This window comes from Citrobacter sp. R4 (assembly GCF_026719175.1).
In the GTDB taxonomy this organism is placed as follows: Bacteria; Pseudomonadota; Gammaproteobacteria; order Enterobacterales; family Enterobacteriaceae; genus Citrobacter_A; species Citrobacter_A sedlakii.
This window is the reverse complement of sequence record NZ_JAPPSU010000018.1, coordinates 1-24,061: the sequence shown is the minus strand read 5'-3', so window position 1 is coordinate 24,061 and position 24,061 is coordinate 1. Positions and strand designations below refer to the sequence as shown.

The following is a 24,061-nucleotide window of genomic DNA, read 5'->3' as shown; positions in this document are numbered from 1 at the left end:
AAGGGAGTTCCCCTCTTATTCCATACAGAGATACACTCTTTGCCGATAAAAAATGGAAAGATGGACGCACAATGAAAGAAAATGGCATTCTGCTTCAGCTCAAAAACGTGGGATACCAGGCAGGGGAGACAACCATTCTGCGTGGTATTCGCTTTAACCTCCTTCCCGGCGAATTTAAACTGATTACCGGACCTTCCGGCTGCGGTAAAAGCACCTTGCTGAAAATTATCGCATCGTTACTTAGCCCCAGCGAAGGGGAAATTCTTTTTGCGGGTCAAGACATCGCCACGCTCAGTCCGGAAACGTATCGCCAGCAGGTTTCTTACTGTACGCAAACGCCCACGCTGTTTGGCAACACCGTGTATGATAATTTGATCTTCCCCTGGGAAATCCGCAATAAGCGCCCGGAGCGACAGCAGCTTGTCGACGATCTGGCGCGATTTGACCTTTCGGAAACGCTACTGGAGAAAAACATCAGCGCGCTTTCCGGCGGCGAAAAGCAGCGTATCTCGCTAATCCGCAATCTACAGTTTTTACCGCAGGTGCTGTTGCTTGATGAAATCACCAGCGCGCTGGATGAAAAAAATAAGCGCAACGTCAACGAAATGATTCATCGCTACGCTCGTGATAAGCAAATTGGGGTGCTGTGGGTCACTCACGATAAAGATGAGATCGATCATGCGGATACGATAATTACCCTGACGCCGCATGCCGGTGAAATGCAGGAGACGCGTAATGAACGAGCATAATATTACCAATTCGTCTCTGGCCCTGGCGATGATGCTGGTGGTGGTGGCGATGCTGATCAGCCACAAAGAGAAACTGGCGCTGGAAAAGGACATTCTCTGGAGCGTTGGGCGCGCTGTCGTTCAGCTTATTATCGTGGGCTATGTCCTGAAATATATCTTCGCCGTCAATCACGCCGTTCTGACGTTAGTGATGGTGCTATTTATCTGTTTTAACGCGGCGTATAACGCGCAGAAGCGCAGCAAATATATTGATAAAGCGTTTGTATCCTCATTTATTGCCATTACCGTGGGCGCAGGCTTAACACTGGCGGTGCTGGTGCTGTCAGGGTCGATTGAATTTATTCCCATGCAGGTAATTCCGATCTCCGGGATGATTGCCGGGAACGCGATGGTCGCCGTTGGCTTGTGCTATAACAATCTCGGACAGCGATTTAGCAGTGAGCGGCAGCAGATTCAGGAAAAACTGAGCCTGGGCGCGACGCCAAAAATGGCATCAGCCGGATTGATTCGCGACAGCATTCGCGCTTCGCTAATCCCAACGATTGACTCGGCGAAAACGGTAGGGCTGGTGAGTTTGCCAGGTATGATGTCGGGGCTGATCTTTGCCGGGATCGATCCGGTAAAAGCGATAAAATACCAGATTATGGTGACCTTTATGCTGCTTTCGACGGCGAGCCTGTCAACCATTATCGCCTGTTATTTAACCTATCGGAAATTCTACAATTCGCGCCACCAACTGGTGGTGACGCATTTAAAGTCGTGAGCGGGGAAGGGCATCTCTGACCCGCAGGCCCGGTAAACGTAGCGCCACCGGGCACTGCAGGCAGAATTAATATAACAGCGCGTACAGCTGGCGACGGTACTTCGACGCCAGCGCATCACCCGTGCCAAGCGCGGCCAGAATTTCCTGGAACATTTTACGCACCTGTCCGTCCGCCGCGGCGAGATCGTGACGCAGATGGCTAAACAGCAGTTCCAGCGCTTCTTCGTTACGTCCCACCTGATGCAGTTGCAGCGCCAGTTGCGCCGCCAGTCCGGCATCCTGCGGGTTATCGGCAACCTGTTGCTGGAGCTGTTGAATCTCTGGCGTGTCGGCGGCCTGTTTCAGCAAATCAATCTGCGCCACCAGTCCCTGATAGCGGGTGTCCTGGTCCTGCAGAGGAATCGTTTTGAGCACCGCTTCGGCCTCTTCAGTGCGGTTCAGGGCAATCTGGGTTTCCGCAAGCAGCAGGCCAATTTCACCGTTCTGGTTAGACAACTGCCAGGCGTCTTTCAGCAGGGGCAGCGCGTCGATATAGTTTCCCTCCTGCATCAGTTGCATTGCCTGCTGGGCTTTCAACTCTTCTTCACGCGGCAGCACTTTATCGAGCAAGGCGCGAATCGCTTCTTCCGGCTGCGGCCCCTGGAAACCGTCAACCGGCTGACCGTTCTGGAACAGGTAAACGGTAGGGATCGCGCGCAGGCCAAACTGGGAGGCGATCATCTGCTCGGCGTCACAGTCGAGCTTCGCCAGGATAAACTGGCCGTTGTACTGCGCGGCCAGGCTTTCCAGCACTGGCGTCAGTTGCAGACAGTGCTGGCTACGCTCGGACCAGAAATAGAACAGTACCGGTGTGGTCATCGACTGTTCTAAAGTCTGCTGCAGGTTCGATTCGTTAATGTTGACAATATTCTGTACGGACATGGAGTTGCTCTCTTTTGTCGATTTCTTTTTTACATGGGGGCTGACGCGCGCGCTTCAACTCACCCACGCAAAATTTTGTCCATCAGGCGCCCCGGCAGCAGACGTTTCAGCAGCATGACGGCCCAGGTGACCAGCGTGACCGGATAGCGAAGTTTAGGTTTGTCGCTGACAAACGCGTGGCGCACTTTATTGACCACCGCTTCAGGATCCAGGGTAAAACGGGCGGCAATGCCGGGATTTTCCACCGGTTTGTCGCTTTGCGTTTGGTTAACGTTCTCGGTAAAACGGGTACGAATGGGGCCGGGCTCGATCACGCTGACGTGAATTCCGCTGTGGCGCAACTCCATACGTAGCGCGTCCGACCACGCTTCCAGCGCGTATTTACTGGCGGCGTAAGCGCCGCGTCCCGGCGTGGAGATCAGCCCCATCACCGACGAGGTCATGACGATACGCCCTTCGCCGTGGGGCAGCATTGCCGGTAATAAGCGCATTGTGAGCTGGTGAGCGCCAAAAAAGTTGGCGGAAAATTGCTGCTCCATCTGCTCACGACTGATGGTGCTCAGGGGACCGTAAACGCCGTACCCGGCATTATTAAAGATCCCAAACAAACAGTTATCGGTCAGGGCGATCACTTCATCGGCGGCGCGATCCACACTCTCAGGAGAGTCGAGATCGATCTGTACGCCGGTGAAGCCCATGCTATTCATGCGGGCGACATCTTCAGGTTTACGGCAGCCTGCGAGAATTTGAAAGCCCTGGCGCTTAAGTTCAAACGCGCTTTCCAGGCCAATTCCGCTGGAACATCCTGTTATTAAGACCGATTTTTGCATAACTTTACCTGTCAGGATCTCCGTTGTGTTATGACTCATGATTTACTAAAGGACTCAGCTGTTTCGCCATCCAGTCAGCGATAAACGGCTGAGCTTCGGGGTTAGGATGAATACCATCATCCTGCATCCATTGGGGTTTCAGATAGACCTCTTCCATAAAAAAGGGTAACAGAGGAATATCGAACTCACTGGCAAGCTTAGGATAAACAGCGCTGAAGGTTTCATTATAACGGCGACCGTAGTTTGCGGGCAGGCGAATTTGCATCAGCAGCGGTTCGGCGTTAGCGGCTTTCACCTTTTGCAAAATGGTGCGCAGCGTCTGTTCGGTTTGCGCCGGGGCGAAACCGCGCAGGCCGTCGTTACCGCCAAGTTCAACCAGTACCCAGCGCGGTTGATGTTGTTTTAGCAAGGCAGGCAGCCGCGCCAGCGCTTGCCCGGAGGTGTCGCCGCTGATGCTTGCATTGACAACCGTGGTTTTTGCTTGCCATTTGTCATTCAACAGCGCAGGCCAGGCTGCGCTGGCAGACATACGATAGCCGGCGCTCAGGCTGTCGCCGAGGATTAATAACGTGTCAGCCGCCACGGCCCGACAGGTAAACAGGATCAAAAACAGGAAGGGCAAATGCCAGCGGAAAACATTGTTGAAGTTCATCGTCTTAAGAAGTCCGTCGGTCAGGGGGAGCATGAGCTTTCCATCCTTACCGGAGTTGAACTGGTTGTCAAACGCGCCGAGACCATCGCCCTGATTGGCGAGTCGGGTTCGGGTAAGTCAACGCTGCTGGCGATCCTCGCCGGACTGGATGACGGCAGCGGCGGCGAGGTCAGTCTGGTGGGTAAACCGCTGCACCAGATGGACGAGGAAGCGCGGGCGCAACTGCGCGCCAGGCACGTCGGCTTTGTTTTCCAGTCGTTTATGTTGATCCCGACGCTAAACGCGCTGGAGAACGTCGAGCTGCCAGCGCTGCTGCGTGGGGAAACCAGCAGCAAAAGCCGGGAAGGCGCGAAAGCGTTGCTGGAACAACTGGGGCTGGGTAAGCGTCTGGATCATCTTCCGGCCCAGCTTTCCGGCGGCGAACAGCAGCGCGTGGCGCTGGCGCGCGCGTTTAACGGACGACCGGAGGTGCTGTTTGCGGATGAACCAACCGGCAACCTGGATCGACAGACTGGCGACAAAATTGCCGATCTGCTGTTTTCGCTGAACCGTGAACACGGGACGACGTTGATCCTGGTGACCCACGATCCCCAACTGGCGGCGCGCTGCGACAGGCGTCTGCGACTGGTCAACGGACAGTTGCAGGAGGAGGCATGATCGCACGCTGGTTCTGGCGCGAATGGCGCTCGCCGTCGTTACTGATTGTCTGGATGGCGCTGAGCCTGGCGGTGGCCTGTGTGCTGGCGCTGGGCAGCATCAGCGACCGAATGGAGAAAGGGTTAAGCCAGCAAAGCCGTGAGTTTATGGCCGGCGACCGGACGCTGCGTAGTTCGCGCGTGGTCCCGCAGGCGTGGATCGACGAAGCGCGTCAGCGCGGGCTAAAAGTCGGGGAACAACTGACCTTCGCCACCATGACGTTTGCCGGAGACACGCCGCAACTGGCTAACGTTAAGGCGGTTGATGACCTTTATCCGATGTACGGCAAGCTGGAGACCCGCCCGTCTGGGCTGAAGCCCCAGCCCGGGTCGGTGCTGCTCGCGCCGCGCCTGATGGCGCTGCTGAATCTGAAAATCGACGATACCCTTGACGTGGGCGACGCCACGTTGCGTATTGCCGGTGAAGTGGTGCAGGAGCCGGACTCGGGCTTTAACCCATTCCAGATGGCGCCGCGGCTGATGATGAACATTGCTGATGTGGAAAAAACCGGTGCGGTACAGCCCGGCAGCCGCGTTACCTGGCGCTACAAGTTTGGCGGTACTGCGCAGCAATTGGACGACTACGAAAAATGGCTGCTGCCGCAGCTCAAACCAGAGCATCGTTGGTATGGTCTTGAGCAGGATGAAGGCGCGCTCGGTAAATCCCTTGAGCGTTCGCAGCAATTTTTACTGCTTTCAGCGCTGTTAACCCTGCTGTTGGCCGTCGCCGCCGTGGCGGTGGCAATGAGCCATTACTGCCGCAGCCGCTATGATCTAGTGGCAATCCTGAAAACCCTCGGCGCGGGCAGGGCGCAATTGCGCAAACTGATCGTCGGGCAGTGGCTGATGGTGCTGGCGCTTTCTGCCGTCACCGGAGGCGCGATAGGGTTACTGTTTGAAAAGGTCTTAATGGTGCTGCTCAAGCCGGTATTGCCTGCCGCACTGCCGCCTGCCAGCCTCTGGCCGTGGCTGTGGACGCTGGGCACCATGGTGGTGATTTCGCTGCTGGTGGGCCTGCGTCCGTATCGTCTGCTGCTGGCGACTCAGCCGCTGCGCGTACTGCGTCGCGACGCGGTGGCGAATGTCTGGCCGCTGAAGTTTTATCTGCCGGTCGTCACCGTTGTCGTTGTGCTGTTGCTCGCCGGATTAATGGGCGGCAGTCCCCTGCTGTGGGCGGTGCTGGCGGGCGCGGTGGTACTGGCGCTGCTGTGCGGCGTGCTGGGGTGGATGCTGCTGAATGTTCTGCGCGGCCTGACGCTCTCGTCGTTGCCGCTGCGTCTGGCCGTTAGCCGCCTGCTGCGTCAGCCGTGGTCCACCCTGAGCCAGCTTTCCGCATTCTCGCTGTCGTTTATGCTGCTGGCGCTACTGCTGGTGCTGCGCGGCGATCTGCTGGATCGCTGGCAGCAGCAACTGCCGCCGGAAAGCCCCAACTATTTTCTGATCAACATCGCTTCTGAACAGGTGCCGCAGGTGAAGGCCTTTCTCTCGGAGCATCAGGTGATCCCGGAAGCGTTTTATCCTATTGTCCGGGCGCGCCTGACGGCCATTAACGATAAATCGACCGAAGGCAATCCGGATGAAGCGCTAAACCGCGAGCTGAATCTGACATGGCAGGATAGCCGACCCAGCCATAATCCGATTGTCGCCGGCGTCTGGCCGCCGAAAAAGGGCGAAGTGTCGATAGAAGAGGGGCTGGCGAAGCGGTTGAACGTGTCACTGGGCGATAGCGTGACCTTTATGGGCGATACCCAACAGTTCAGCGCAAAGGTCACCAGTCTGCGTAAGGTGGACTGGGAAAGTTTGCGACCAAACTTCTTCTTTATCTTCCCGTCCGGCGCGCTTGACGGACAGCCGCAAAGCTGGCTGACCAGCTTTCGTTGGGAAAACGGCAACGAAATGCTGACCCAGCTTAACCGCGAGTTTCCGACGGTTAGCCTGCTGGATATCGGCGCTATTCTCCGGCAGGTCGGCCAGGTGCTGGAGCAGGTGAGCCGGGCGCTGGAAGTCATGGTGGTGCTGGTTACCGCCTGCGGCATCCTGCTGTTGCTGGCGCAGGTGCAGGTTGGCATGCGGCAACGCCATCAGGAACTGGTCGTCTGGCGCACGCTGGGGGCGGGCAAGAAACTGCTGCGCACCACCTTATGGTGTGAATTTGCCATGCTGGGATTGGTGTCCGGGCTGGTGGCTTCCATTGGCGCAGAAACAGCGCTGGCCATGTTGCAAACCCGGGTCTTTGATTTCCCCTGGCAGCCGGACTGGCGATTGTGGGCGGTTTTACCCCTTAGCGGCGCGTTCCTGCTTTCCGTCTGCGGCGGCTGGTTGGGGATCCGGTTACTGAAGGGGAAAGCGCTGTTCCGCCAGTTTAGCAATTAAGCAGTATGAGACTGACGCGCCGGTGAAGATACCGGCGCGCTCTTTTTTAAAAGCATAAATGGATAAGCCCGCGCCGTTTAACGGCACAAATCATTAAAAACCCGCCAACACGCCAGTAGTAATTCCGGTTAACATTCCATTGCTGAATAATTAGCAGGAAATCTATCAAGGAAAAATAATGACTATAAAAACAACAGCGCTGGCGGCATCGATCGGCGCGGCAGTGGCATTAATGTCTTTCGCTTCTCAGGCGGAAATCACTGTTCTGAAACAAGATCCCCAGGCGGGCAACCCGCTGAGCCGTCTAAACTTCACCGTGGGCGGGAGTATTCGTCCCCAGTTCCAGAATATGACGGGCGATGACGGCGCCAACGGTTATAAACGTAATGGTTTTGACGGCGGCACCCGTTTCCGTTTCGCGGCAGATTACTATCTGTTTGACGACATTAGCTGGATCAGCTTCTACGAGCTGGGCGTGAATATTCCGGCGCAGTTTAACTGGGATAACCACTACGCCGAAGGCGCGCACGACACCACCCGCCGTATGCTGTATACCGGTCTGAAAAGCGATACCTGGGGTACGCTGACTTTCGGTCAACAGAACAGCATTTACTACGATGTGGTGGGCGCGAAAACCGATATCTGGGACTATGACATGATAGGCCAGGCTCCGGGTAACGGGATCAACGGCGACTACGACGGCTCCTACCGTTCTCGCAAAATGCTGAAATACAAGAAAACCGTAGGCGATGTTGATCTCTACGCGTCTTATCTGTTCAGCGATGACTACAACGCAAACAACGGCCTGAACTACAAGCGTAAAGGCGGCGGCTCGCTGGGTGCGGATTATCATATTACTGACGATCTAAGCTGGGGTACGGCGTGGAACTACACCCGTGCAGAAATGCGCGGCAACGGCAACAAGACGTACGATCAGAACATTGTGGGTACAGCATTGAGCTGGACGCCGGAAAACTGGACCTTCTCAATGGGCGGCGGCTGGTACCAGAACTTCATGACCACGAAAAAAGTATCGGTGAACGACTACTTTGCTGGTGATGCCTGGGGTCTGGAATACTTCGCGGGCTACACTTTCCCGATCAACCAGTACGCGGTGAAATCCATTCAGCCGTACTTTATGGGAGACCGTATTGAATACGTGAATGGCCGGGATTATCTGCGCACCGATAACGGCGTGGGGATCAGCTTCCAACTGGACTATGGTTTCCGTGTTGATTACGAGCATGTCTTCACCTCCAGCACCGATGACCTGGGCGATATGAACCTCGTACGTCTGCGTTACGACTTCTGAGTCGGCGCCAGTGCCGGAGAGCGACGCGTGGCGTCTTATCCGGCCTGTGTCGCCGCACTGTGCGCGCCGGGTAAGGCGAAAACGCCGCCCGGCTCTTTTAATGGCGCAGCCAGTCCGCCACCTCTTCAAACGTCCCGCGAAAGACAATCTTGTCGGCTTTTTTCTCCAGTTGATAGCGGTACATCGGGTCGTAATATTCTTCCAGCAGCGGCACCAGCCAGTTGAAATGGGCGTCGGTGCTACCGGTACGACGCTGTTCCGTCAGCGCGGTGTCAAGCTTTGCGGTCAGTTCGGCAAAGCGTTGCAAACCCAGACGGCGGCGAATAGCGAAAAGCCCGTGATGCAGATACTCGCCATATTCCTGCCAGCCCTGTTCGTCCCCGTATGCGTGGGTGAAATCATGGTGCATACGGATAAAATACTCGTCGCGCAACCGTTCAAGACGGCGTTCGAACGGATCGTCCACCACGGCGATGCTCGCCTGAGTCATCCTGAGGCGCAGACATTCCGGCAGATGGTTTGAGCCGATCATCCGGCCTTCATCTTCCAGCACCCAGCGTGACGCCTGTTTTTGCAGTAACGTCACCGCCAGCAGGTTTTCAAAACTCGCCTGGCTGAGCTGCGGTTCCAGCGTGCGGCCAAACGAGGAGCCGCGATGATGGGCGAGCCCTTCAAGATCGACCCCATCAGGCCGCTGCTGGACCAGCTGCGTTTTGCCATTGCCTGTGCAGCCGCCGACAAGCACCATCGGTTTCTGGACCTGTTCTTCCGTAATGTGTATCGCCGCCTGGCGTAGCGCTTTGTAGCCGCCTTTGATCAGCGGGTACTCGACGCCCGCCTCGCGCAGCCACTGTTGAGTAATATGCGAACGCTGGCCGCCGCGCGCGCAGCAGAGATAGCCGTGCGGGTATTTTTCGCAGGCCGCGCGCCAGGCGTCAATTCGCTGCTGGCGTTTCTCGCCGCAGACCCGTTGATGACCCAGCGCCAGCGCAGCGTCCGGCCCCTGGCGTTTGTAACAGGTGCCGACGGCGGCGCGCTCGTCATCATCCATCAAGGGCAAATTGATCGCGCCGGGCATTGCGCCTTGCTGAAATTCAACCGGCGCGCGGACATCGATTAAGGGCGTATCAGCGGCGAGGATCGCCCGATAGTCCGTTCCATCGTTCATGTGAAATCCTGAAAAGACAAAAACAGCAATGGGGGGATTTTACGCGCGTAGAGGGGAAACGGGGAAGGAAACTTCCTTCCCCTGGCACTAAATGTGTTAGTTGAGCTGGCTTTGCGCCCAGACGATACCGCTGGCGTATTCCGGCGGAAGCAGCGGCGCGAGGGCTTCAAGCGTTGCGCTCAGGCGCGCGGTGTCGCTGTCGGTCAGGTTCAGGTGGCCAACTTTACGCCCCGGACGCACCTCTTTGTCATACCAGTGCAGGTGCACGAGCGGCAGCTTCAGCCAGTCAGCATTCAGCTCGCTGCCAATCAGATTCACCATCACCGACGGGCTGTTTACCACCGGCGCTGGCATCGGCAGGCCGGTAATGGCCCGCAAATGCAACTCGAACTGGCTGATGCTGGCGCCGTTTTGCGTCCAGTGACCGCTGTTATGCACGCGCGGCGCCAGTTCGTTAATCAACAGGCCGTCCGGCGTGACAAAACACTCCATCGCCATTACGCCGACGTAGTTCAGCTCCTGCATAATGGCGGAGAGCATCGCTTCGGCCTGTGCCTGTTGTTTCGCATTGGCCTGGGGAAAAGCGACGCTGGTACGCAGAATTCCGTCCTGATGCAGGTTGCGCGTTAACGGGTAAAACACCGTACTGCCGTCGAAGGCGCGAGCGCCAACCAGCGACACTTCAGCGGAAAAGTTGATGCCCTGTTCAACGATGCATTCGCCGTAGCAGTCGGCCGGAAGCTGGTCGGTTTCCGTCGCGCGCAGTCGCCACTGGCCGCGGCCGTCGTAGCCGCCGACGCGACGTTTCACGATCGCCAGTTCACCCAGCCGTTCAAACACCGCGGGCCATTCCTTTTTATCGGCCAGCAATTGCCACGGCGCGGTCGCCAGGTTGAGCGTGTCAAAAAGCTGCTTTTGCGTCAGGCGGTCGGCAATAATCGGGAAGACGTCGCGGTTGACGAACGCGGGATGACGCGCCAGTTCACGGGTCAGCGCCGTTTCCGGCCAGCGCTCAATTTCTGCGGTGATAACGCTTTGTTGAAAAGGGACGGCGGCAGGTTCCGCGTCCAGCCCAACCGGCCAGACGGCGATACCCAGCGGTTCACCGGCCTGACGCAGCATTCGACCTAACTGACCGTTGCCCAGTACGCAGACCTGTTTCATGCCGTACCTCGCGGGTCCGGATTCTCAAGGACGTCGTCCGTCTGCGCCTTGCGCCAGTCGTGCAAACGCTGACGTAACGCGTCGTCGTGCGTTGCCAGAATTTGGGCGGCCAACAGCGCTGCGTTTGCCGCGCCGGCTTTACCTATCGCCAGCGTGCCCACCGGAATGCCGCGCGGCATTTGCACGATGGAGTAGAGGCTGTCGACGCCGCTCAGCGCTGCGCTTTGTACCGGAACGCCCAGCACCGGCACCAGCGTTTTCGCCGCAATCATGCCTGGCAGATGCGCCGCGCCGCCGGCGCCGGCGATAATCACCTGATAGCCGTGTTCTTCCGCACTTTCGGCGAAGCTGAACAGTTTATCGGGGGTGCGGTGCGCAGAGACAACCTCAACGTGGTGTGGGACGTTCAGAATATCGAAGATTTCGGCGGCGAACTGCATGGTAGCCCAGTCGCTTTTGGACCCCATCACGATGGCGACTCGCGCCGGGTTATTGCGGGAAGACATGCGTCTGAAAACTCCTGTGGTGCGGGACACGCTGCTTTTGAGGCCACAGAGAATAGCATGTAAATACGCCAAGGAAAACGGTTGCGTCACTTATGAGGCTGGCAATTCGCGGGGAGATTTAAAACGGGAAAGAGATCAGTTTAACGTCTGTCGGCGTCACTTTTACCATCGACCCTTCGCTGTGCCAGGCGCCCAACACCACGCGGAACGCGGGTTGGCCGTTAGCGGTAAGGGTATGCACGTCCGGGCGGTGGGTGTGCCCGTGGATCAGCCACTGCACCTGATGTTTTTCCATCCCGGCCACAACGGCATCTTGATTAACGTCCATGATGGCCAGCGATTTGCTGCTGTTGGCGGCTTTGCTGCCCGCGCGCATTTTCGCGGCTACCCGTTTGCGAATAAACAACGGCAGGGCGAGAAACAGCGTTTGCAGCCAGCGCTGATGAACTTTTGCGCGAAACGCCTGATAACCGTGGTCGTCAGTACACAGCGTATCGCCATGCATAATCAGTATCCGGCGGCCATACAGCGTGAGCACCTTTTCCTGCGGCAAAAGGATCATTCCGCTTTCACGCGCGAAGCGTTTCCCAAGCAGAAAGTCCCGGTTGCCGTGAATAAAGAAGCAAGGAACGCCCGCGTCAACCACCGCCTTGATTGCCGCCGCGATTTGCCGGTGCAGAGGCAGAGGGTCGTCGTCGCCGATCCAGGCTTCAAACAGATCGCCGAGGATATACAGCGCGTCGGCCTGACGGGCCTCTCCGGCTAAAAAACGCAGAAAACCGGCGGTGATCGCCGGTTCTTCCGTGCAGAGATGAAGATCTGCAATAAACAGTGTCGCCACGATTACTCGCTAACGGTCACGTTTTCGATGATCACGTCTTCTTTTGGTACGTCCTGGTGCATACCGCTGCGACCGGTCGCGACGCCTTTGATTTTATCCACAACGTCCATGCCTTCAACGACCTCGGCAAATACGCAGTAACCCCAGCCCTGCATGCTTTCGCCGGAGAAGTTCAGGAAGTCGTTGTCGACGACGTTGATGAAGAACTGCGCGGTTGCAGAGTGCGGAGCCTGAGTACGGGCCATCGCCAGCGTACCGCGGGTGTTTTTCAGACCGTTGTTGGCTTCGTTTTTGATCGCTTCTTTCGTTGCTTTCTGCTTCATGCCAGGTTCGAAACCGCCGCCCTGAATCATGAAACCGTTAATCACACGGTGGAAAATGGTGTTGTTGTAAAAACCTTCGCGGCAGTAGTCCAGGAAGTTTTTAACTGTTTCAGGCGCTTTATCATCAAACGTTTTGATTACGATATCGCCGTGATTAGTGTGGAAAGTAACCATTTTTGCATCCTGTTCCGATAGAGAAGTGCTTTAACCCGATGAGGGTCAGAGTAAGGGGTGTGTTATAGCATAAGCGCAGGCTGTGATCACCTTGCAAAGTGTGCTGATCCCATGCCGAATTATGGGTATTATACGGACTTTACGATCCACACACGTCTTACACGGAACCTTCAATGTTAAAAATTTTTAATACACTGACGCGCCAAAAAGAGGAATTCAAACCTATTCATGCCGGGGAAGTCGGCATGTACGTGTGTGGTATTACCGTTTACGATCTCTGTCATATCGGACATGGCCGTACTTTCGTCGCGTTCGATGTGGTGGCGCGTTACCTGCGTTTTCTGGGCTACACGCTGAAATACGTACGCAACATTACTGATATCGACGACAAAATCATCAAACGCGCTAATGAAAACGGTGAAAGCTTCGTGGCGCTTGTCGATCGCATGATCGCGGAAATGCACAAAGATTTTGATGCGCTGAATATTCTGCGCCCGGACATGGAGCCACGCGCGACGCATCATATCGCCGAGATCATTGAGATCACCGAGCAACTGATCGCCAAAGGCCACGCTTACGTCGCAGACAACGGTGACGTGATGTTCGACGTGCCGACTGACCCAAACTACGGTCTGCTGTCTCGTCAGGATCTGGATCAGTTGCAGGCCGGGGCGCGCGTGGACGTGGTTGACGTCAAACGCAACCCGATGGACTTCGTGCTGTGGAAGATGTCCAAAGAGGGCGAACCGAGCTGGCCGTCGCCGTGGGGCGCAGGCCGTCCTGGCTGGCATATTGAATGCTCGGCCATGAACTGCAAACAGCTGGGTAATCATTTTGATATTCACGGCGGCGGTTCGGATCTGATGTTCCCGCATCATGAAAACGAAATCGCGCAGTCCACCTGTGCGCACGACGGCGAATACGTGAACTACTGGATGCACTCCGGCATGGTGATGGTCGATCGCGAAAAGATGTCTAAATCGCTGGGCAATTTCTTCACCGTGCGCGACGTGTTGAAATACTACGATGCGGAAACGGTGCGCTACTTCCTGATGTCCGGTCACTACCGCAGCCAGCTGAACTACAGCGAAGAGAACCTTAAGCAGGCGCGTTCGGCGCTGGAGCGGCTGTACACCGCGCTGCGCGGAACGGATAAAACCGTCGCTCCTGCCGGTGGCGAGGCCTTTGAAACGCGCTTCATTGAGGCGATGAACGACGACTTCAATACGCCGGAAGCCTATTCGGTGCTGTTCGACATGGCGCGCGAAGTGAACCGTCTGAAAGGGGAAGATATGGCAGCCGCGAACGCGATGGCGTCGCATCTGCGTAAAATTTCTGCTGTGCTCGGTCTGCTGGAGCAGGAGCCGGAAGCGTTCCTGCAAAGCGGCGCGCAGGCGGATGACGGCGAAGTAGCCCAAATCGAAGCGTTGATCCAGCAGCGTCTGGATGCCCGTAAAGCGAAAGACTGGGCGGCGGCGGATGCGGCGCGCGATCGTCTGAACGAAATGGGTATCGTCCTGGAAGACGGACCGCAGGGAACCACCTGGCGTCGCAAGTAAGACGGAGATCCCCGGCGGCGTTTACGCTTGTCGGGTTGAGGTTATTTACAGGCCGGATAAGACGTAACGCGTCGCTATCCGGCTTTTTATCGCCGTTTCCACCACAACATCCCCATTAGCATCAGCCCCGGTAACCACACCCACAGCAGTTCCGAGAATATCACCTGATGGCCATACGGCGTGGCATAGCGCGATAGCGCGAACGGCGCGACCTTAATCACCTGCCACGGCGCAAAAAAGCGTTCATCCGACCACGGCCACAGCCAGCCGACACCTTTGCCGCCGGTAGTGATCGAATCCAGTAAACTGTGTGACAGCAGTGATACCGTAAGAAACAGCCAGCAGCGCGTCAGGCTGGCTTTCAACCATCGTCGACCGATGAGCACGCACAGTATCGGCACCACAAAAGCAAACAGCAGCGAATGGGTAAAGCCGCGATGGCCGAACGCGTTGCCGTAGGCCACGCCGAGTTTAAAGGAGAGCACATCCATGTCCGGCACCATCGCCAGCGCGATGCCGGCGAGCAGCAAACGGGGGGGAATGACTTTTGTGCCCAGCCCTAAGCCGAGGCAGAGCGGGACAGCCGCGTGGGTGAGAATCGTTGGCATATTTTCGCTTCGTATGAAAAAACGCTATGTTCGCAACGCACTGTGAAGGGATGATGAAGTCACTCGACGGGAAGGGGAGCATCGCCGGACAGGGTGCGAAGACCGCTGTCCGGCAAAGGGCATCAGGCGACGACGGTGACGCTCTGACCGGCATAGCTGACGGTTTGACCGGCAACGATTTTGCAGCGTTTGCGGGTTTCCACCGCGCCGTCAACGTTGACCTGTCCTTCCGCAATGGCCATTTTCGCCTGGGCGCCGCTTTCGCTCCAGCCTTCCAGTTTCAGCAAATCACACAGTTCAACGTGAGAATGCTTGCCTAAAGAAAATGTCGCCATGTTAGTTATCCTGTGGGTCGTGATATTCAACACACGCCTGAAGCGTGTTTTCGATAAGAGTGGCGACGGTCATTGGGCCAACGCCGCCCGGCACGGGGGTAATGTAAGATGCGCGCGCGGACGCGTCGTCAAAAACGACGTCGCCAACCACCTTGCCATTTTCCAGACGGTTAATGCCGACATCAACCACGATGGCGCCTTCTTTGATCCACTCACCGGGAATAAAGCCCGGTTTACCGACCGCGACGACCAGCAGATCGGCATTTTCGACATGATGGCGCAGATTTTTGGTAAAGCGATGCGTCACCGTGGTCGTGCAACCGGCCAGCAGCAGCTCCATGCTCATCGGGCGGCCCACGATGTTGGATGCGCCAATCACGACGGCGTTCAGGCCATAAAGGTCGATATTGTAGCGTTCAAGCAGGGTAACGATGCCGCGGGGCGTACAGGGGCGCAGACGCGGCGCGCGCTGGCACAGACGACCAACGTTGTAAGGGTGAAAACCATCCACGTCTTTGTCCGGATCGATACGCTCCAGCACTTTAACGTTATCGATACCCGCCGGAAGCGGCAATTGCACCAGAATACCGTCAATGGTGTTATCGGCATTCAGCGTATCGATCAGTTCCAGTAACTCCGCCTCGCTGGTGGTTTCCGGCAGGTCATAGGAGCGGGAGACGAATCCCACTTCGTCACAGGCCTTACGTTTGCTTGCGACATAAATCTGCGAAGCCGGGTTACTGCCTACCAGCACAACCGCCAGTCCTGGCGCCCGCAGTCCGGCCGCCACGCGCGCCTGAACTTTTTGAGCAACCTCAGAGCGCACCTGCTGCGCAATCGTTTTACCGTCAATAATCTTTGCTGCCATCAGAGAGAGGATTCCATCTGTAATTTCACGTCGAAGGGGATGCGGCTATTTTGTCAGAAGTGAGGACGGTTGTCAGTCGCCGCTTACGGTCGCGGCAGTTTTTGACAGGAATCAGGCCACTCTTGAGGTGAACGGCGGCGGTTATGCTCATAACTCAAGCAGTTGAAAGGAAAGCCATTGACCACCAGAGTGGTGAACGTATAATACCGGGCAGTTTTATGTCAGTTTGTTTTCTCTCGATGCTCCCTTAGCTCAGCTGGATAGAGCAACGGCCTTCTAAGCCGTCGGTCGCAGGTTCGAATCCTGCAGGGGGCGCTCTTAATTATCAATAAGTTAACCATTTCCTCCTGCCTCTAAATTTCCTTCATGGGACATATTTGGGACATCATCGTTAAAAATCGAGTCAATTTGCTTCGCGTGTTCGGTCAAATGATTAGGTGCAAGATGAGCATACCGGCGTACCATTTCTATAGACTCCCATCCTCCCATTTCCTGTAGTACCGACAACGGAACGCCTGACTGTATCAACCAGCTTGCCCATGTATGTCTCAGGTCATGGAACCGGAAATCTTCTATCCCTGCACGTTTGCAAGCTGATTTCCACGCCCGACCATCGTCGACTCTCATTTTCCTGACTGCCGGAGTGACAGAGCCATCAGGCCTTCTTCCTGCCTTTGTGTGTACGAACACAAATTTATGATGATTGCCTATCTGGTCACGCAGAACCTTACATGCGGTATCATTCAGCGCTACGCCAATAGCTCTGTTTGATTTGCTGTCTTCCGGATTAACCCACGCCACCCGACGCTGCATGTCTATCTGCTGCCACTCCAGATTGATGATGTTCGAACGCCGTAAACCTGTTGCCAGCGCGAACTTTACGACAGACTTTAACGGCTCCGGACACTCATCAATTAAGCGCTTTGCTTCATCTTTCTCCAGCCATCTGACACGCTTATTCCTGACGGTTGGTATCTTGATGACTGGCGCTTTCTCCAGCCACTTCCAGTCGCGTTCCGCTGCTCTAAGAATGGCTTTCATCAACGCAAGGTGCTTCGCCTTGGTGGAAGTGGTTACCGGCTTGGCTACATAAACAGGGTCAGGCTTACCTTTCTTCCTTGCTGCTTCTACTCGTGATTTCCATATCTCCAGATTGCTTCGGTTATGCATCCTGCTAACCGCCGAGTAAATCCTCGCCTCGGTAATGTCCTTTAACCTGACCCCTTCAAAATGCTCAAGCCAGAATCCCATCCGGCCTTTGTCAGTATCGAGCGACTTCTTATCTGATTTCTCCTCAATCCATCGTAAGCAAGCTTCTTCAAAAGTCACATCGGGAAAGTCGCCGAGCCTGTCTACTCGCCAGAGTTCAGCCTTTCGTTTGTCGTGCAACTCCTGTGCTTGCCGCTTGTCCGTTGTGCCAAGAGACTCCTTAATTCGCTTCCCGCCCGGGAGCGAGTACGAGGCGTACCATATTTCACCTCTGCGGAAGAGTGACATTTTCTTTCCTCTCTAATGCCATCACCCGCGCTCACGCCGACAGTATGCATCGGAGACTGAAGCGCCGCAATGCAGGCTTGTCGTGTGGTGAGGTAAGGGGATTTGGGTTTGGTGGGGTCTTTACGTGTTGCCTGTAGTCGGCCTGTGCGAATCCAGTTGGTGGCGGTAGGTCTGGATATCTTGAGAAATGCACAGGCCTCATCGAGTGTGATGCTGTGTGATTCCATGGTTACTCCTATGCATACCACTTATCGATAACGTCATACTCCTTTACGACATCTTCATAGCCGAGCGCTTTTAAGAGATCGCAGATCACGTCATCGGCACTGCAATGGGCGATTTCCTTATCTCTCATCTCCTGCAGAATCTTGAGTTTGTTGATAGCTTCTTCACGATTCATTATCTATCTCCAATAAAAAACCGCCATTGCGGCGGTCTAGTCGATTATGATTTTTCTTGACTTGATAGCGTCGTAGATAAGCTCTGCTGAGTGACTATTGCTTGCTGAGTTTCGACATAACTCGGCAATGGCATGGATGGCTTCATTTCGTTTCTTATCGTCGCGTTCCTTCTTTATTGCTCCCAGAAGTTCAACACACTCCATGCAGATATGAATTTTATCCTTTCCTTCAATCATGGCTGCCTTGCCAAAATTACCTCCACATAATGAGCACAGGTCTTCTGGTGAAGGCTGGTATTTCATAAAGCCAAGAGTTCTGCATTCCATCATTCGCTCCATAAAACAAAACCCGCCGTAGCGAGTTCAGATAAAAGAAAACCCGCACTCGGCGGGTTCGTGTTTCTTCAAGTGCTTACTTCTTGGCGTTCTGCTCAGCCATCTCGATATATCGCGGGTCGCTTGCCTTTGGCAGACTTAACGACTGCTCCCGATAGTATCGGACTCTTTCCATGAAATACTCGCGCAGGTGCTCAGGCTGTTCTCTCGCCACCTGCTCAGCGATAACAGGCATGTTCAGGCGCTCTTTGTACGCAACGCCAGAAGCGGCAAGGTCAACATTAACCTTGTCACGATCTTCCTGGCTCTTTGCTGCTATGTTGAACCTTGACATAAATTAACCTTAAGGTTGCCATCCCATGCCGCAATTTCCAGTTTCATGCATCCATTTATGTCCGCACTCTCTACAAACATAGTAGCTTTCCTGGGTAGCACGGCCATTCAGACTCATGTACTCGCCTTGCTCTTCAGGGATATACTCCATGCATTCTAGAGGGTGGTGACGGCGCCCTCTGGGCTGTTTTTCACATACCTTACATGTCATAAAAACCTCCACACAAAAAAGCGAAGGCCATACAGTAGCATGGCCTTATACGTTTATCTTTGTATAACATCACTTATATGCGCAGCTTTACGCTCTGCTGGGGTCTTAGCCATTACCAAATCCCCATATCAGAGTCAGCAATAAGCTGGCAGATGGCAATCATGATAACGGTGACGATAACTACTTTTACTGGTGGCATTAATCGTCATCCTCATCCCAATCATCTTCGTCATCATCGCAATTAGTCAGAAGCGGATTCATGCGGCGCCCCACATGGCTGGCATAGCCGCGGCGACCGAGATTGTGCAGTACGCCGTAGATTTCGAACATTTCGGTACGCTCATCGCCAATATCAAGCTCACAGGCCAGCGCATGGCATTCAGTGGCGAGCGAATGTATCTTCTGAAGCAATTCTGCTTTACTCACTTTTCACCTCCTGCGGTGCTGCTGGCAGTGGCATCCAGTGAGTTGGTTTGCAATAAACGCCACCACCATTCGGAAGCGATGCAAATCTAAACCATCCCTCTGCTTCATTGCGCTCCATGTAGCCAACCATCTGCTCTTTCTTGTCAGCGCAGTAAACCTGTACATCAACATCGCGTTCCGGCATGCGCTCACTGCAAGCCACCCAACCACCTGGCAACTCATCACGATTACTTACAGGTTCGGCACCCTGAAGCATGGCGGCGCGGAAGGAATCCTCAACACGTTTTACGGCATCTGAGCAATAGTTGTAGCGATTACAATCAACCAGCTTCTTCTTGAGGTTCTCTATCGCCAGATTAACTTCATCAGGCACTACAGGCGCTGGCGGGGCGGTGTATAGCGGAATAACCGCATCCCCCATTGGTTCAGATAAACAGGTCAGGTGAAGCTCACCATGCTTAGCGTAAGCAAGCGTTTCCTCTGCCGCGTAAAGAACAGGATCAGCTTCGAGCGATGCCAGCGCGATACGCGCAAGCTCCTCCGCTTCTTCTGCTGGCAACACGACATTGCTACCTGGTCCGTATGTTTCGCGCCACTGCTGAATTTTGAGCAGGCGTTCTCTGGTAAATGCCTTCATCGCAATACATCCTCCACGCTGATTAGCCCTTTACGGCTCAGATAGTCCATTGCATCACTATGTAACTTGCTGTCTGGTCTGGCGTTTCTGAGCGAATGAGCCAGGCGTTTAACCAACATCGTTAATTCTTCCACTTGCTTTTCTGCCCGATCTGCCCGCTCACCCTCAGACTCAGCCAGTCCGTGGTAATGCCATTTTTCAGCCTCGTATGCACTGGCGTAGCCATTGGCGCTGTCCAGCTCATCCAGCAGCGCCAGATAATCAGAGTGTTTGACGTATCCACCGTCAGCCCATTCCATCATGTCGACACCAAAGTTTGAGTAGCGCTGTACTTCGCGAGCCTGTTTGTCGATGTTGCTCATTGGGCGGCCTCCGCTTGGCGAACTGAATTGATGTACGCCTTAAACGCCTCTCCATCATCACGGCTGGTACCCACATGATTCTCTCCAACAGTCCATGATGCCTTTGCTAATCCACCAGGAAATCTAAAATAAACCGTGATGTCTTTCTTGTAACCGATGTAGGCCGTGACGTCTGTAATTCCAGGGAACTTTGCTTCCGCTTCCGCAATGGCTGCCTGCTCTGCCTCATGAGTACGTTTTCGTTCCGCTTCGCAATCAAGGCGATGATTAATCCATCGCGCCTCGCACTCCATATCGCAATACACAGAATCGCCATCCCATACGCGGCCTTCTTTCTCCTCATCAACGTGGCAACTGCAATAGGCGCACTCTTGCCAAAAGCCAAACTCTTCAACCAGAACGCGATGTGGGACACTACCAATTTCTGCGTATTTATCAGCTCCGGGCATGCGCTTACACGATACGCAGTTGAACTCCTCTTCCAGCTCGTTCGCACCTTCACGGCGAGCGACCACGTTGCTTTTAGCAAATCGGATAACCCCGTACTCATCGCCCTGCACGTAGTAAGCTTTCAGCACTTGAATGTTGTTGCTCATGACTGCACTCCTTTGCGAAGCTGGCCCGCACGAACCGCCTTCCACTGTAACCACATGCCGTTGTAATCCATTCCTGAGAGAGTCGAGTTTCGGTAACCTACATCTGTGCGCAGGCCTTCAAGAGTGGATTTAGAGACGCAAACATTCTCCATCACCCATTCTTCGAATAAATCGCGCTCAGTTGCTTCATCTGGCATGGTGCTGGCCCGCACCTCAGCCAGGAAAGCATCGGTCGCTGGGGTTTTGCTCATGTTAATTTTCATTCGCTCAATGGCATCGTTAAACCTAACATCTTCAGCTAGTGATATGTCATCCATGCTGTCGTTATCGAATTCAACATTTCGTTGCTGAGGTATCGAAGCCTTCAGCCCTGCATTCTCCGCAGCCAGAGCATTACACTTCGCTTCCAGTTCTTCATAACTCGGTTTCATTTATCACCTCTCAGCATCGCATTCAGCCACTTGTTGTTCTGTAGTCGTGTTTTCGTATCGAAAGAGTCACGCTTGAGTAACTCCTGCTTATCTGGCATTGGCTTGAATTTGTGTCTGGCTATTAATTCGTGAGGTGAAATACCTGGGTCATATGTGTTGCCTATCATGATTTACTCTCCATAAAGTCGTTTACCGCTTTGCTGAGAGAAAGGCCAAGTGTTTCTATATGCTTCTGTAACGCCTGAAATGATTGTGCTTCTGATGCCAGGATTTCACGATGGCAGAGTTCTTTAACCAGATGCTCAAACTTGCTGTAGTAACCACAACGGACAAGCACCTCATTACCAAAGTTTTTACTTTTCTCATCGGTTACTTTCTTCTTCTCACTGAGAATGAGGTCATGCTTTGTTCCGGTAATAACGTACTTACCTAAGTCGATGTTCAGTTTCATGATGAATTCCTCAGTCGTCTCGTCTGTTGCCGTAGCGTCCATAACGAACAACCATGCGTGGGTCGATGGACTCTTTGAATTTCTCTAGTGGTTTGCGGAACGGACGGATTGATGTCTGGTAGATGGCTTCGCGTTCTTCTTTTTCCGCAAGCCAGATAAGATGGCGAATGTCCTTTTCGGCTTTCGTTTCCTGCGGCATAGCCATAATCAGGTCGTAGTTCTTTCTGAAGTTATCCAGCACCTCCGATACGGAATTACCAGATAACCGGCGCGGATCATCCGCCCCGTATAGAGGTACTGGCATTTGTGACTCCTGATTAAATTGCGTAAATAGCGTGGCGAGGGAAGGGGAGAGTTACAGGCGCAAAGGGTATATCGTCGTCGAAATCCATGGGTGGTTCGCTATGTTGTGTCGGTGCTGAATGCTGTTGTCGTCCTTGAGGCTGCTTATTGTTTGCTTGACGGTCTGATTCCTGTTTTCCACCAAGCATCTGCATTACTCCACCTACCCCAACGAGCACCTCAGTAGTGTATTTTTCAACACCTGACTGATCTGTCCATTTTCGAGTTCGTAACTTTCCTTCAAGGTATACTTCTGAACCTTTCCGTAGGTATTCACCTGCAATTTCCGCTAACTTTCCGCTAATAACCACGCGGTGCCATTCCGTCTGCTCTTTCTGCTCGCCAGTCTGCTTATCACGCCACTGTTCTGATGTTGCAACAGTGATATTTGCGAACGCTGCACCAGAAGGTGCATAGCGCACTTCCGGATCCTGACCTAAACGACCGATAATGATCGCCTTATTTACACCTCTACTAGCCATTTATGCCGCCTGTTTTAGCTCATTGACCCTTACGTTCATTACCTGAACGCATCTATTCTGCGCATCCTCATTACCAGCCAGTAATTGCCAGTCATGCTGATATCGCTCAATTAATTTCTTTTTGTCAGTCTCGGTGGTTGCATACTCAGTGAAGTTCAGCAGTATTTTCTCAACATCCACACCATCTGATTCAGTGCTATCGGTGCTCTTGTCGCCTTCTGGAATTGCCCACGAAGGCAGGGAAGGAGGAATCCAGAAAAACGCCGTACCATCCTTGAGCTTTGCTCTGTTCCACCCCTGTTTCTTGTCTGTCGATGTTTGAGCAAATCCTTCTTCCAGGTTGTATAGGTAGCGCCCTATCCCCCATTGAACAGCTGCGCGCTTCATTGCACCTGAGCGACCACCTTTAACAGCTTCCACCTGTGTATTTTCAGCGGCATCCCATTTTGTTACCCATTCGGAATCAATCTTGATAGATATGCCACATTCAACACCGCCGTTGTTCGGGATATCACGATATTCGTTACGCCAGCCAGCCTTTCCGCATACATCATCAAGGCGCTTCATAATTGCCCTGTTGGTCACATACGCGAGCACCATTGCCCAGACTTTACCATCTCGCGTTTTACCGCTTTGTTGGATGCGCCATTCAATATCGTCAGCAGCGAATGGCGCATCAAAATCATTCAAATTCATAAACACCTCAGAATGGGAGTTCGGAAGGATTAGCCAGAAACTCGCCTTTATTCATTCGCTCACGACGAGCCATATCAAGACAGAAGGACTTCATCGACTTATCACCGGCCTTACGCCAGTACATTGCCTCAGTCAGGTGATACTGACGCTTTATCCTGCTCAATTCTGGAGTTCTGGCTAGGTCTGTAGGAATCATCATCGTTCTCCTGTTCTTTCTGCTGATTGAGCATGTCTTTCATAAGGCGAATAAACGCATCGTCTGACCAGGTGTCTGCAATGCTCACTAGATAATCTCCGGCTCGTTTTTATGGTTAAGCACGATATCTACCAGAAGGTCCTTAAGTGGCTTAGCTTCGGTCAGCGTGTGGATGTGCAACTTGCCGTCTTTGTTAACTGCTGCTCTCCATGGCTTTCCGTGGTGCATAACTAACATCCCCGGAGTCACGCACTGGCGAATAACGGTTAATGTGTTTTGCATAACGCCTCCAGGTGCTTACGAACAGCGCGAATAAGACGACGAACACGTTTTGATAATTCTGATTCAGCCGGGTAGTAGGCGGACATGATGCCGCCACCCGATAGCGATAAATGCATCATGGTGGGATTCCTTTTGTTGTGTGATTTGCATTACGACTGAGCACTTGAATAAATGCTCACTCAGATGCGGGTATGAAAAAGCCGCACGGTGGCGGCTATTACTCAATCTTCCCCGCCGATTTCACTGAAAATCTCATCGGCATCATCACCATTCTGTTCACAGAAGGTTTCCCACCTACTCCAGTTCTCAGAAAGGAATTCAACAACACGCATCAATTCGTATTCCATATTTTCTCCAGGCAAAAAATAGCCGCCCATATAGAGCGGCAAGACTATCAAGGGATGATTCTCCAATGACCAGAACGAGTCTTCGTCCTCATTCGGTTACGAGCGATATTGCTCACATAGCAGACTCGTAAATCTGCTATAGGTGCTTATTCGCTAGGTGGTTCAGGTAATGGCATCCAGTGGGTAACTCTGGCT

Annotated in this window: 37 protein-coding genes, 1 tRNA gene and 1 pseudogene; 8 read left to right on the top strand and 31 right to left on the bottom strand. The window is 53.9% G+C overall.

Translation table 11 applies throughout. From position 1 onward, the window contains the following. Positions 1-71: 71 nt before the first annotated feature. Complete coding sequence (gene fetA / locus OOJ60_RS22600; RefSeq protein WP_060569038.1) at positions 72-749, top strand: iron efflux ABC transporter ATP-binding subunit FetA; 678 nt, start codon at positions 72-74, stop codon at positions 747-749. Beyond that, on the top strand, positions 736-1,512 hold the full coding sequence (fetB, locus tag OOJ60_RS22595; protein WP_205612845.1) for an iron efflux ABC transporter permease subunit FetB: 777 nt from the start codon (positions 736-738) through the stop codon (positions 1,510-1,512). Before fetA ends, fetB begins: the two co-directional genes overlap by 14 nt. A 66-nt stretch (positions 1,513-1,578) precedes the next feature. On the opposite strand, the gene OOJ60_RS22590 is transcribed toward fetB, so the two are convergent. From OOJ60_RS22590 to tesA, 3 genes are read right to left on the bottom strand one after another with little or no spacing between them, the layout of a single operon-like run. Continuing rightward, entirely contained in the window at positions 1,579-2,433 is an 855-nt protein-coding gene (locus OOJ60_RS22590) for a co-chaperone YbbN (RefSeq protein WP_042285772.1), read from the bottom strand. A gap of 59 nt (positions 2,434-2,492) precedes the next feature. Continuing rightward, positions 2,493-3,302 (bottom strand): SDR family oxidoreductase, encoded by an 810-nt coding sequence (locus OOJ60_RS22585; RefSeq protein WP_120714857.1) that lies wholly within the window; start codon positions 3,300-3,302, stop codon positions 2,493-2,495. Further along, positions 3,292-3,915: a multifunctional acyl-CoA thioesterase I/protease I/lysophospholipase L1 gene (tesA, locus tag OOJ60_RS22580; protein ID WP_042286206.1), complete on the bottom strand. Its 624-nt coding sequence runs from the start codon at positions 3,913-3,915 to the stop codon at positions 3,292-3,294. Before tesA ends, OOJ60_RS22585 begins: the two co-directional genes overlap by 11 nt. On the opposite strand from tesA, the gene ybbA reads away from it, so the two are divergent. From ybbA to OOJ60_RS22565, 3 genes are all read left to right on the top strand, one after another. After that, positions 3,886-4,572 (top strand): putative ABC transporter ATP-binding protein YbbA, encoded by a 687-nt coding sequence (gene ybbA / locus OOJ60_RS22575; protein ID WP_042285767.1) that lies wholly within the window; start codon positions 3,886-3,888, stop codon positions 4,570-4,572. The two genes, tesA and ybbA, sit on opposite strands and share 30 nt — an antisense overlap. Next, complete coding sequence (ybbP, locus tag OOJ60_RS22570; RefSeq protein WP_205612844.1) at positions 4,569-6,983, top strand: putative ABC transporter permease subunit YbbP; 2,415 nt, start codon at positions 4,569-4,571, stop codon at positions 6,981-6,983. The genes ybbA and ybbP overlap by 4 nt, the downstream gene beginning before the upstream one ends. A gap of 178 nt (positions 6,984-7,161) precedes the next feature. Next, a complete protein-coding gene (locus OOJ60_RS22565; protein ID WP_042285761.1) occupies positions 7,162-8,295 on the top strand; it encodes a porin in 1,134 nt (377 codons plus the stop codon). A 97-nt stretch (positions 8,296-8,392) separates the two neighbouring features. On the opposite strand, the gene mnmH is transcribed toward OOJ60_RS22565, so the two are convergent. From mnmH to ppiB, 5 genes are all read right to left on the bottom strand, one after another. Continuing rightward, the gene (gene mnmH / locus OOJ60_RS22560; protein WP_181821846.1) at positions 8,393-9,463 is read right to left on the bottom strand and encodes a tRNA 2-selenouridine(34) synthase MnmH; all 1,071 of its coding nucleotides are present in this window, start codon (positions 9,461-9,463) and stop codon (positions 8,393-8,395) included. Between the two features lie 96 nt (positions 9,464-9,559). Then, a complete protein-coding gene (purK, locus tag OOJ60_RS22555) occupies positions 9,560-10,627 on the bottom strand; it encodes a 5-(carboxyamino)imidazole ribonucleotide synthase (RefSeq protein ID WP_042285754.1) in 1,068 nt (355 codons plus the stop codon). Continuing rightward, positions 10,624-11,133: a 5-(carboxyamino)imidazole ribonucleotide mutase gene (gene purE, locus OOJ60_RS22550; RefSeq protein WP_042285752.1), complete on the bottom strand. Its 510-nt coding sequence runs from the start codon at positions 11,131-11,133 to the stop codon at positions 10,624-10,626. The genes purK and purE overlap by 4 nt, the downstream gene beginning before the upstream one ends. A gap of 118 nt (positions 11,134-11,251) precedes the next feature. Continuing rightward, entirely contained in the window at positions 11,252-11,974 is a 723-nt protein-coding gene (gene lpxH / locus OOJ60_RS22545; protein ID WP_060569032.1) for a UDP-2,3-diacylglucosamine diphosphatase, read from the bottom strand. A gap of 2 nt (positions 11,975-11,976) precedes the next feature. Beyond that, positions 11,977-12,471, bottom strand: coding sequence for a peptidylprolyl isomerase B (ppiB, locus tag OOJ60_RS22540; protein ID WP_012904905.1), 495 nt, complete (start codon positions 12,469-12,471; stop codon positions 11,977-11,979). 173 nt (positions 12,472-12,644) lie between these two features. Here ppiB and cysS point away from each other — a divergent pair, with 173 nt between their 5' ends. Next, complete coding sequence (gene cysS / locus OOJ60_RS22535; protein WP_042285746.1) at positions 12,645-14,030, top strand: cysteine--tRNA ligase; 1,386 nt, start codon at positions 12,645-12,647, stop codon at positions 14,028-14,030. An 86-nt stretch (positions 14,031-14,116) separates the two neighbouring features. Here cysS and OOJ60_RS22530 read toward each other — a convergent pair whose 3' ends face one another. The 3 genes from OOJ60_RS22530 to folD form a co-directional block, all read right to left on the bottom strand. Continuing rightward, positions 14,117-14,638 carry a metal-dependent hydrolase gene (locus tag OOJ60_RS22530; RefSeq protein WP_205612843.1) on the bottom strand — a complete coding sequence of 174 codons (522 nt, stop codon included), beginning with the start codon at positions 14,636-14,638 and terminating at the stop codon, positions 14,117-14,119. 122 nt (positions 14,639-14,760) lie between these two features. Beyond that, entirely contained in the window at positions 14,761-14,973 is a 213-nt protein-coding gene (gene ybcJ, locus OOJ60_RS22525; protein ID WP_042285741.1) for a ribosome-associated protein YbcJ, read from the bottom strand. A 1-nt stretch (position 14,974) separates the two neighbouring features. Beyond that, positions 14,975-15,841, bottom strand: a complete 867-nt coding sequence (gene folD / locus OOJ60_RS22520; RefSeq protein ID WP_042285739.1) for a bifunctional methylenetetrahydrofolate dehydrogenase/methenyltetrahydrofolate cyclohydrolase FolD — start codon at positions 15,839-15,841, stop codon at positions 14,975-14,977. 241 nt (positions 15,842-16,082) lie between these two features. On the opposite strand from folD, the gene OOJ60_RS22515 reads away from it, so the two are divergent. Beyond that, a tRNA-Arg gene (locus OOJ60_RS22515) sits at positions 16,083-16,156 on the top strand. 18 nt (positions 16,157-16,174) lie between these two features. Here OOJ60_RS22515 and OOJ60_RS22510 read toward each other — a convergent pair. The 19 genes and pseudogenes from OOJ60_RS22510 to OOJ60_RS22420 all read right to left on the bottom strand — a co-directional run bounded on the left by OOJ60_RS22510 (position 16,175) and on the right by OOJ60_RS22420 (position 23,638). Then, positions 16,175-17,338: a tyrosine-type recombinase/integrase gene (locus OOJ60_RS22510; protein WP_205612842.1), complete on the bottom strand. Its 1,164-nt coding sequence runs from the start codon at positions 17,336-17,338 to the stop codon at positions 16,175-16,177. A gap of 131 nt (positions 17,339-17,469) precedes the next feature. Further along, positions 17,470-17,565, bottom strand: a pseudogene (locus OOJ60_RS22505) (helix-turn-helix domain-containing protein); the annotation flags it as partial. Between the two features lie 8 nt (positions 17,566-17,573). Then, the gene (locus tag OOJ60_RS22500; RefSeq protein WP_205612841.1) at positions 17,574-17,738 is read right to left on the bottom strand and encodes a hypothetical protein; all 165 of its coding nucleotides are present in this window, start codon (positions 17,736-17,738) and stop codon (positions 17,574-17,576) included. 36 nt (positions 17,739-17,774) lie between these two features. Further along, entirely contained in the window at positions 17,775-18,077 is a 303-nt protein-coding gene (locus OOJ60_RS22495) for a hypothetical protein (RefSeq protein ID WP_233470902.1), read from the bottom strand. Positions 18,078-18,150: 73 nt separating this feature from the next. Then, a complete protein-coding gene (locus OOJ60_RS22490) occupies positions 18,151-18,408 on the bottom strand; it encodes a DNA polymerase III subunit theta (RefSeq protein ID WP_205612840.1) in 258 nt (85 codons plus the stop codon). A 408-nt stretch (positions 18,409-18,816) separates the two neighbouring features. Beyond that, a complete protein-coding gene (locus tag OOJ60_RS22485; protein ID WP_205612839.1) occupies positions 18,817-19,044 on the bottom strand; it encodes a hypothetical protein in 228 nt (75 codons plus the stop codon). After that, positions 19,037-19,681, bottom strand: a complete 645-nt coding sequence (locus tag OOJ60_RS22480; protein ID WP_205612838.1) for a DUF551 domain-containing protein — start codon at positions 19,679-19,681, stop codon at positions 19,037-19,039. Before OOJ60_RS22480 ends, OOJ60_RS22485 begins: the two co-directional genes overlap by 8 nt. Continuing rightward, positions 19,678-20,043: a hypothetical protein gene (locus tag OOJ60_RS22475; RefSeq protein WP_205612837.1), complete on the bottom strand. Its 366-nt coding sequence runs from the start codon at positions 20,041-20,043 to the stop codon at positions 19,678-19,680. The genes OOJ60_RS22480 and OOJ60_RS22475 overlap by 4 nt, the downstream gene beginning before the upstream one ends. Then, a complete protein-coding gene (locus OOJ60_RS22470; RefSeq protein ID WP_205612836.1) occupies positions 20,040-20,639 on the bottom strand; it encodes a hypothetical protein in 600 nt (199 codons plus the stop codon). The genes OOJ60_RS22475 and OOJ60_RS22470 overlap by 4 nt, the downstream gene beginning before the upstream one ends. Next, the gene (locus tag OOJ60_RS22465) at positions 20,636-21,070 is read right to left on the bottom strand and encodes a hypothetical protein (protein ID WP_233470901.1); all 435 of its coding nucleotides are present in this window, start codon (positions 21,068-21,070) and stop codon (positions 20,636-20,638) included. The genes OOJ60_RS22470 and OOJ60_RS22465 overlap by 4 nt, the downstream gene beginning before the upstream one ends. After that, a complete protein-coding gene (locus OOJ60_RS22460) occupies positions 21,067-21,237 on the bottom strand; it encodes a DUF2737 family protein (RefSeq protein ID WP_205612835.1) in 171 nt (56 codons plus the stop codon). Before OOJ60_RS22460 ends, OOJ60_RS22465 begins: the two co-directional genes overlap by 4 nt. After that, positions 21,234-21,521, bottom strand: a complete 288-nt coding sequence (locus OOJ60_RS22455; RefSeq protein WP_205612834.1) for a hypothetical protein — start codon at positions 21,519-21,521, stop codon at positions 21,234-21,236. The genes OOJ60_RS22460 and OOJ60_RS22455 overlap by 4 nt, the downstream gene beginning before the upstream one ends. A gap of 10 nt (positions 21,522-21,531) precedes the next feature. Beyond that, complete coding sequence (locus tag OOJ60_RS22450) at positions 21,532-21,825, bottom strand: phage anti-RecBCD protein (protein WP_205612833.1); 294 nt, start codon at positions 21,823-21,825, stop codon at positions 21,532-21,534. 13 nt (positions 21,826-21,838) lie between these two features. Continuing rightward, positions 21,839-22,345, bottom strand: coding sequence for a single-stranded DNA-binding protein (gene ssb / locus OOJ60_RS22445; protein WP_205612832.1), 507 nt, complete (start codon positions 22,343-22,345; stop codon positions 21,839-21,841). Beyond that, complete coding sequence (locus tag OOJ60_RS22440; RefSeq protein WP_205612831.1) at positions 22,346-23,041, bottom strand: Rad52/Rad22 family DNA repair protein; 696 nt, start codon at positions 23,039-23,041, stop codon at positions 22,346-22,348. A gap of 7 nt (positions 23,042-23,048) precedes the next feature. Continuing rightward, positions 23,049-23,237 (bottom strand): hypothetical protein, encoded by a 189-nt coding sequence (locus OOJ60_RS22435; protein WP_000613174.1) that lies wholly within the window; start codon positions 23,235-23,237, stop codon positions 23,049-23,051. After that, a complete protein-coding gene (locus tag OOJ60_RS22430; protein ID WP_205612830.1) occupies positions 23,170-23,325 on the bottom strand; it encodes a hypothetical protein in 156 nt (51 codons plus the stop codon). Before OOJ60_RS22430 ends, OOJ60_RS22435 begins: the two co-directional genes overlap by 68 nt. Continuing rightward, on the bottom strand, positions 23,325-23,519 hold the full coding sequence (locus OOJ60_RS22425) for a hypothetical protein (protein WP_141227419.1): 195 nt from the start codon (positions 23,517-23,519) through the stop codon (positions 23,325-23,327). The genes OOJ60_RS22430 and OOJ60_RS22425 overlap by 1 nt, the downstream gene beginning before the upstream one ends. Continuing rightward, on the bottom strand, positions 23,504-23,638 hold the full coding sequence (locus tag OOJ60_RS22420; RefSeq protein WP_205612829.1) for a hypothetical protein: 135 nt from the start codon (positions 23,636-23,638) through the stop codon (positions 23,504-23,506). Before OOJ60_RS22420 ends, OOJ60_RS22425 begins: the two co-directional genes overlap by 16 nt. Positions 23,639-23,710: 72 nt before the next feature. On the opposite strand from OOJ60_RS22420, the gene OOJ60_RS22415 reads away from it, so the two are divergent. Continuing rightward, positions 23,711-23,935, top strand: coding sequence for a hypothetical protein (locus OOJ60_RS22415; protein ID WP_205612828.1), 225 nt, complete (start codon positions 23,711-23,713; stop codon positions 23,933-23,935). A 77-nt stretch (positions 23,936-24,012) separates the two neighbouring features. Here the strand turns inward: OOJ60_RS22415 and OOJ60_RS24925 are convergent. Then, on the bottom strand, positions 24,013-24,061 hold a 49-nt coding region (locus tag OOJ60_RS24925; protein WP_205612925.1), incomplete at its 5' end, for a DUF551 domain-containing protein.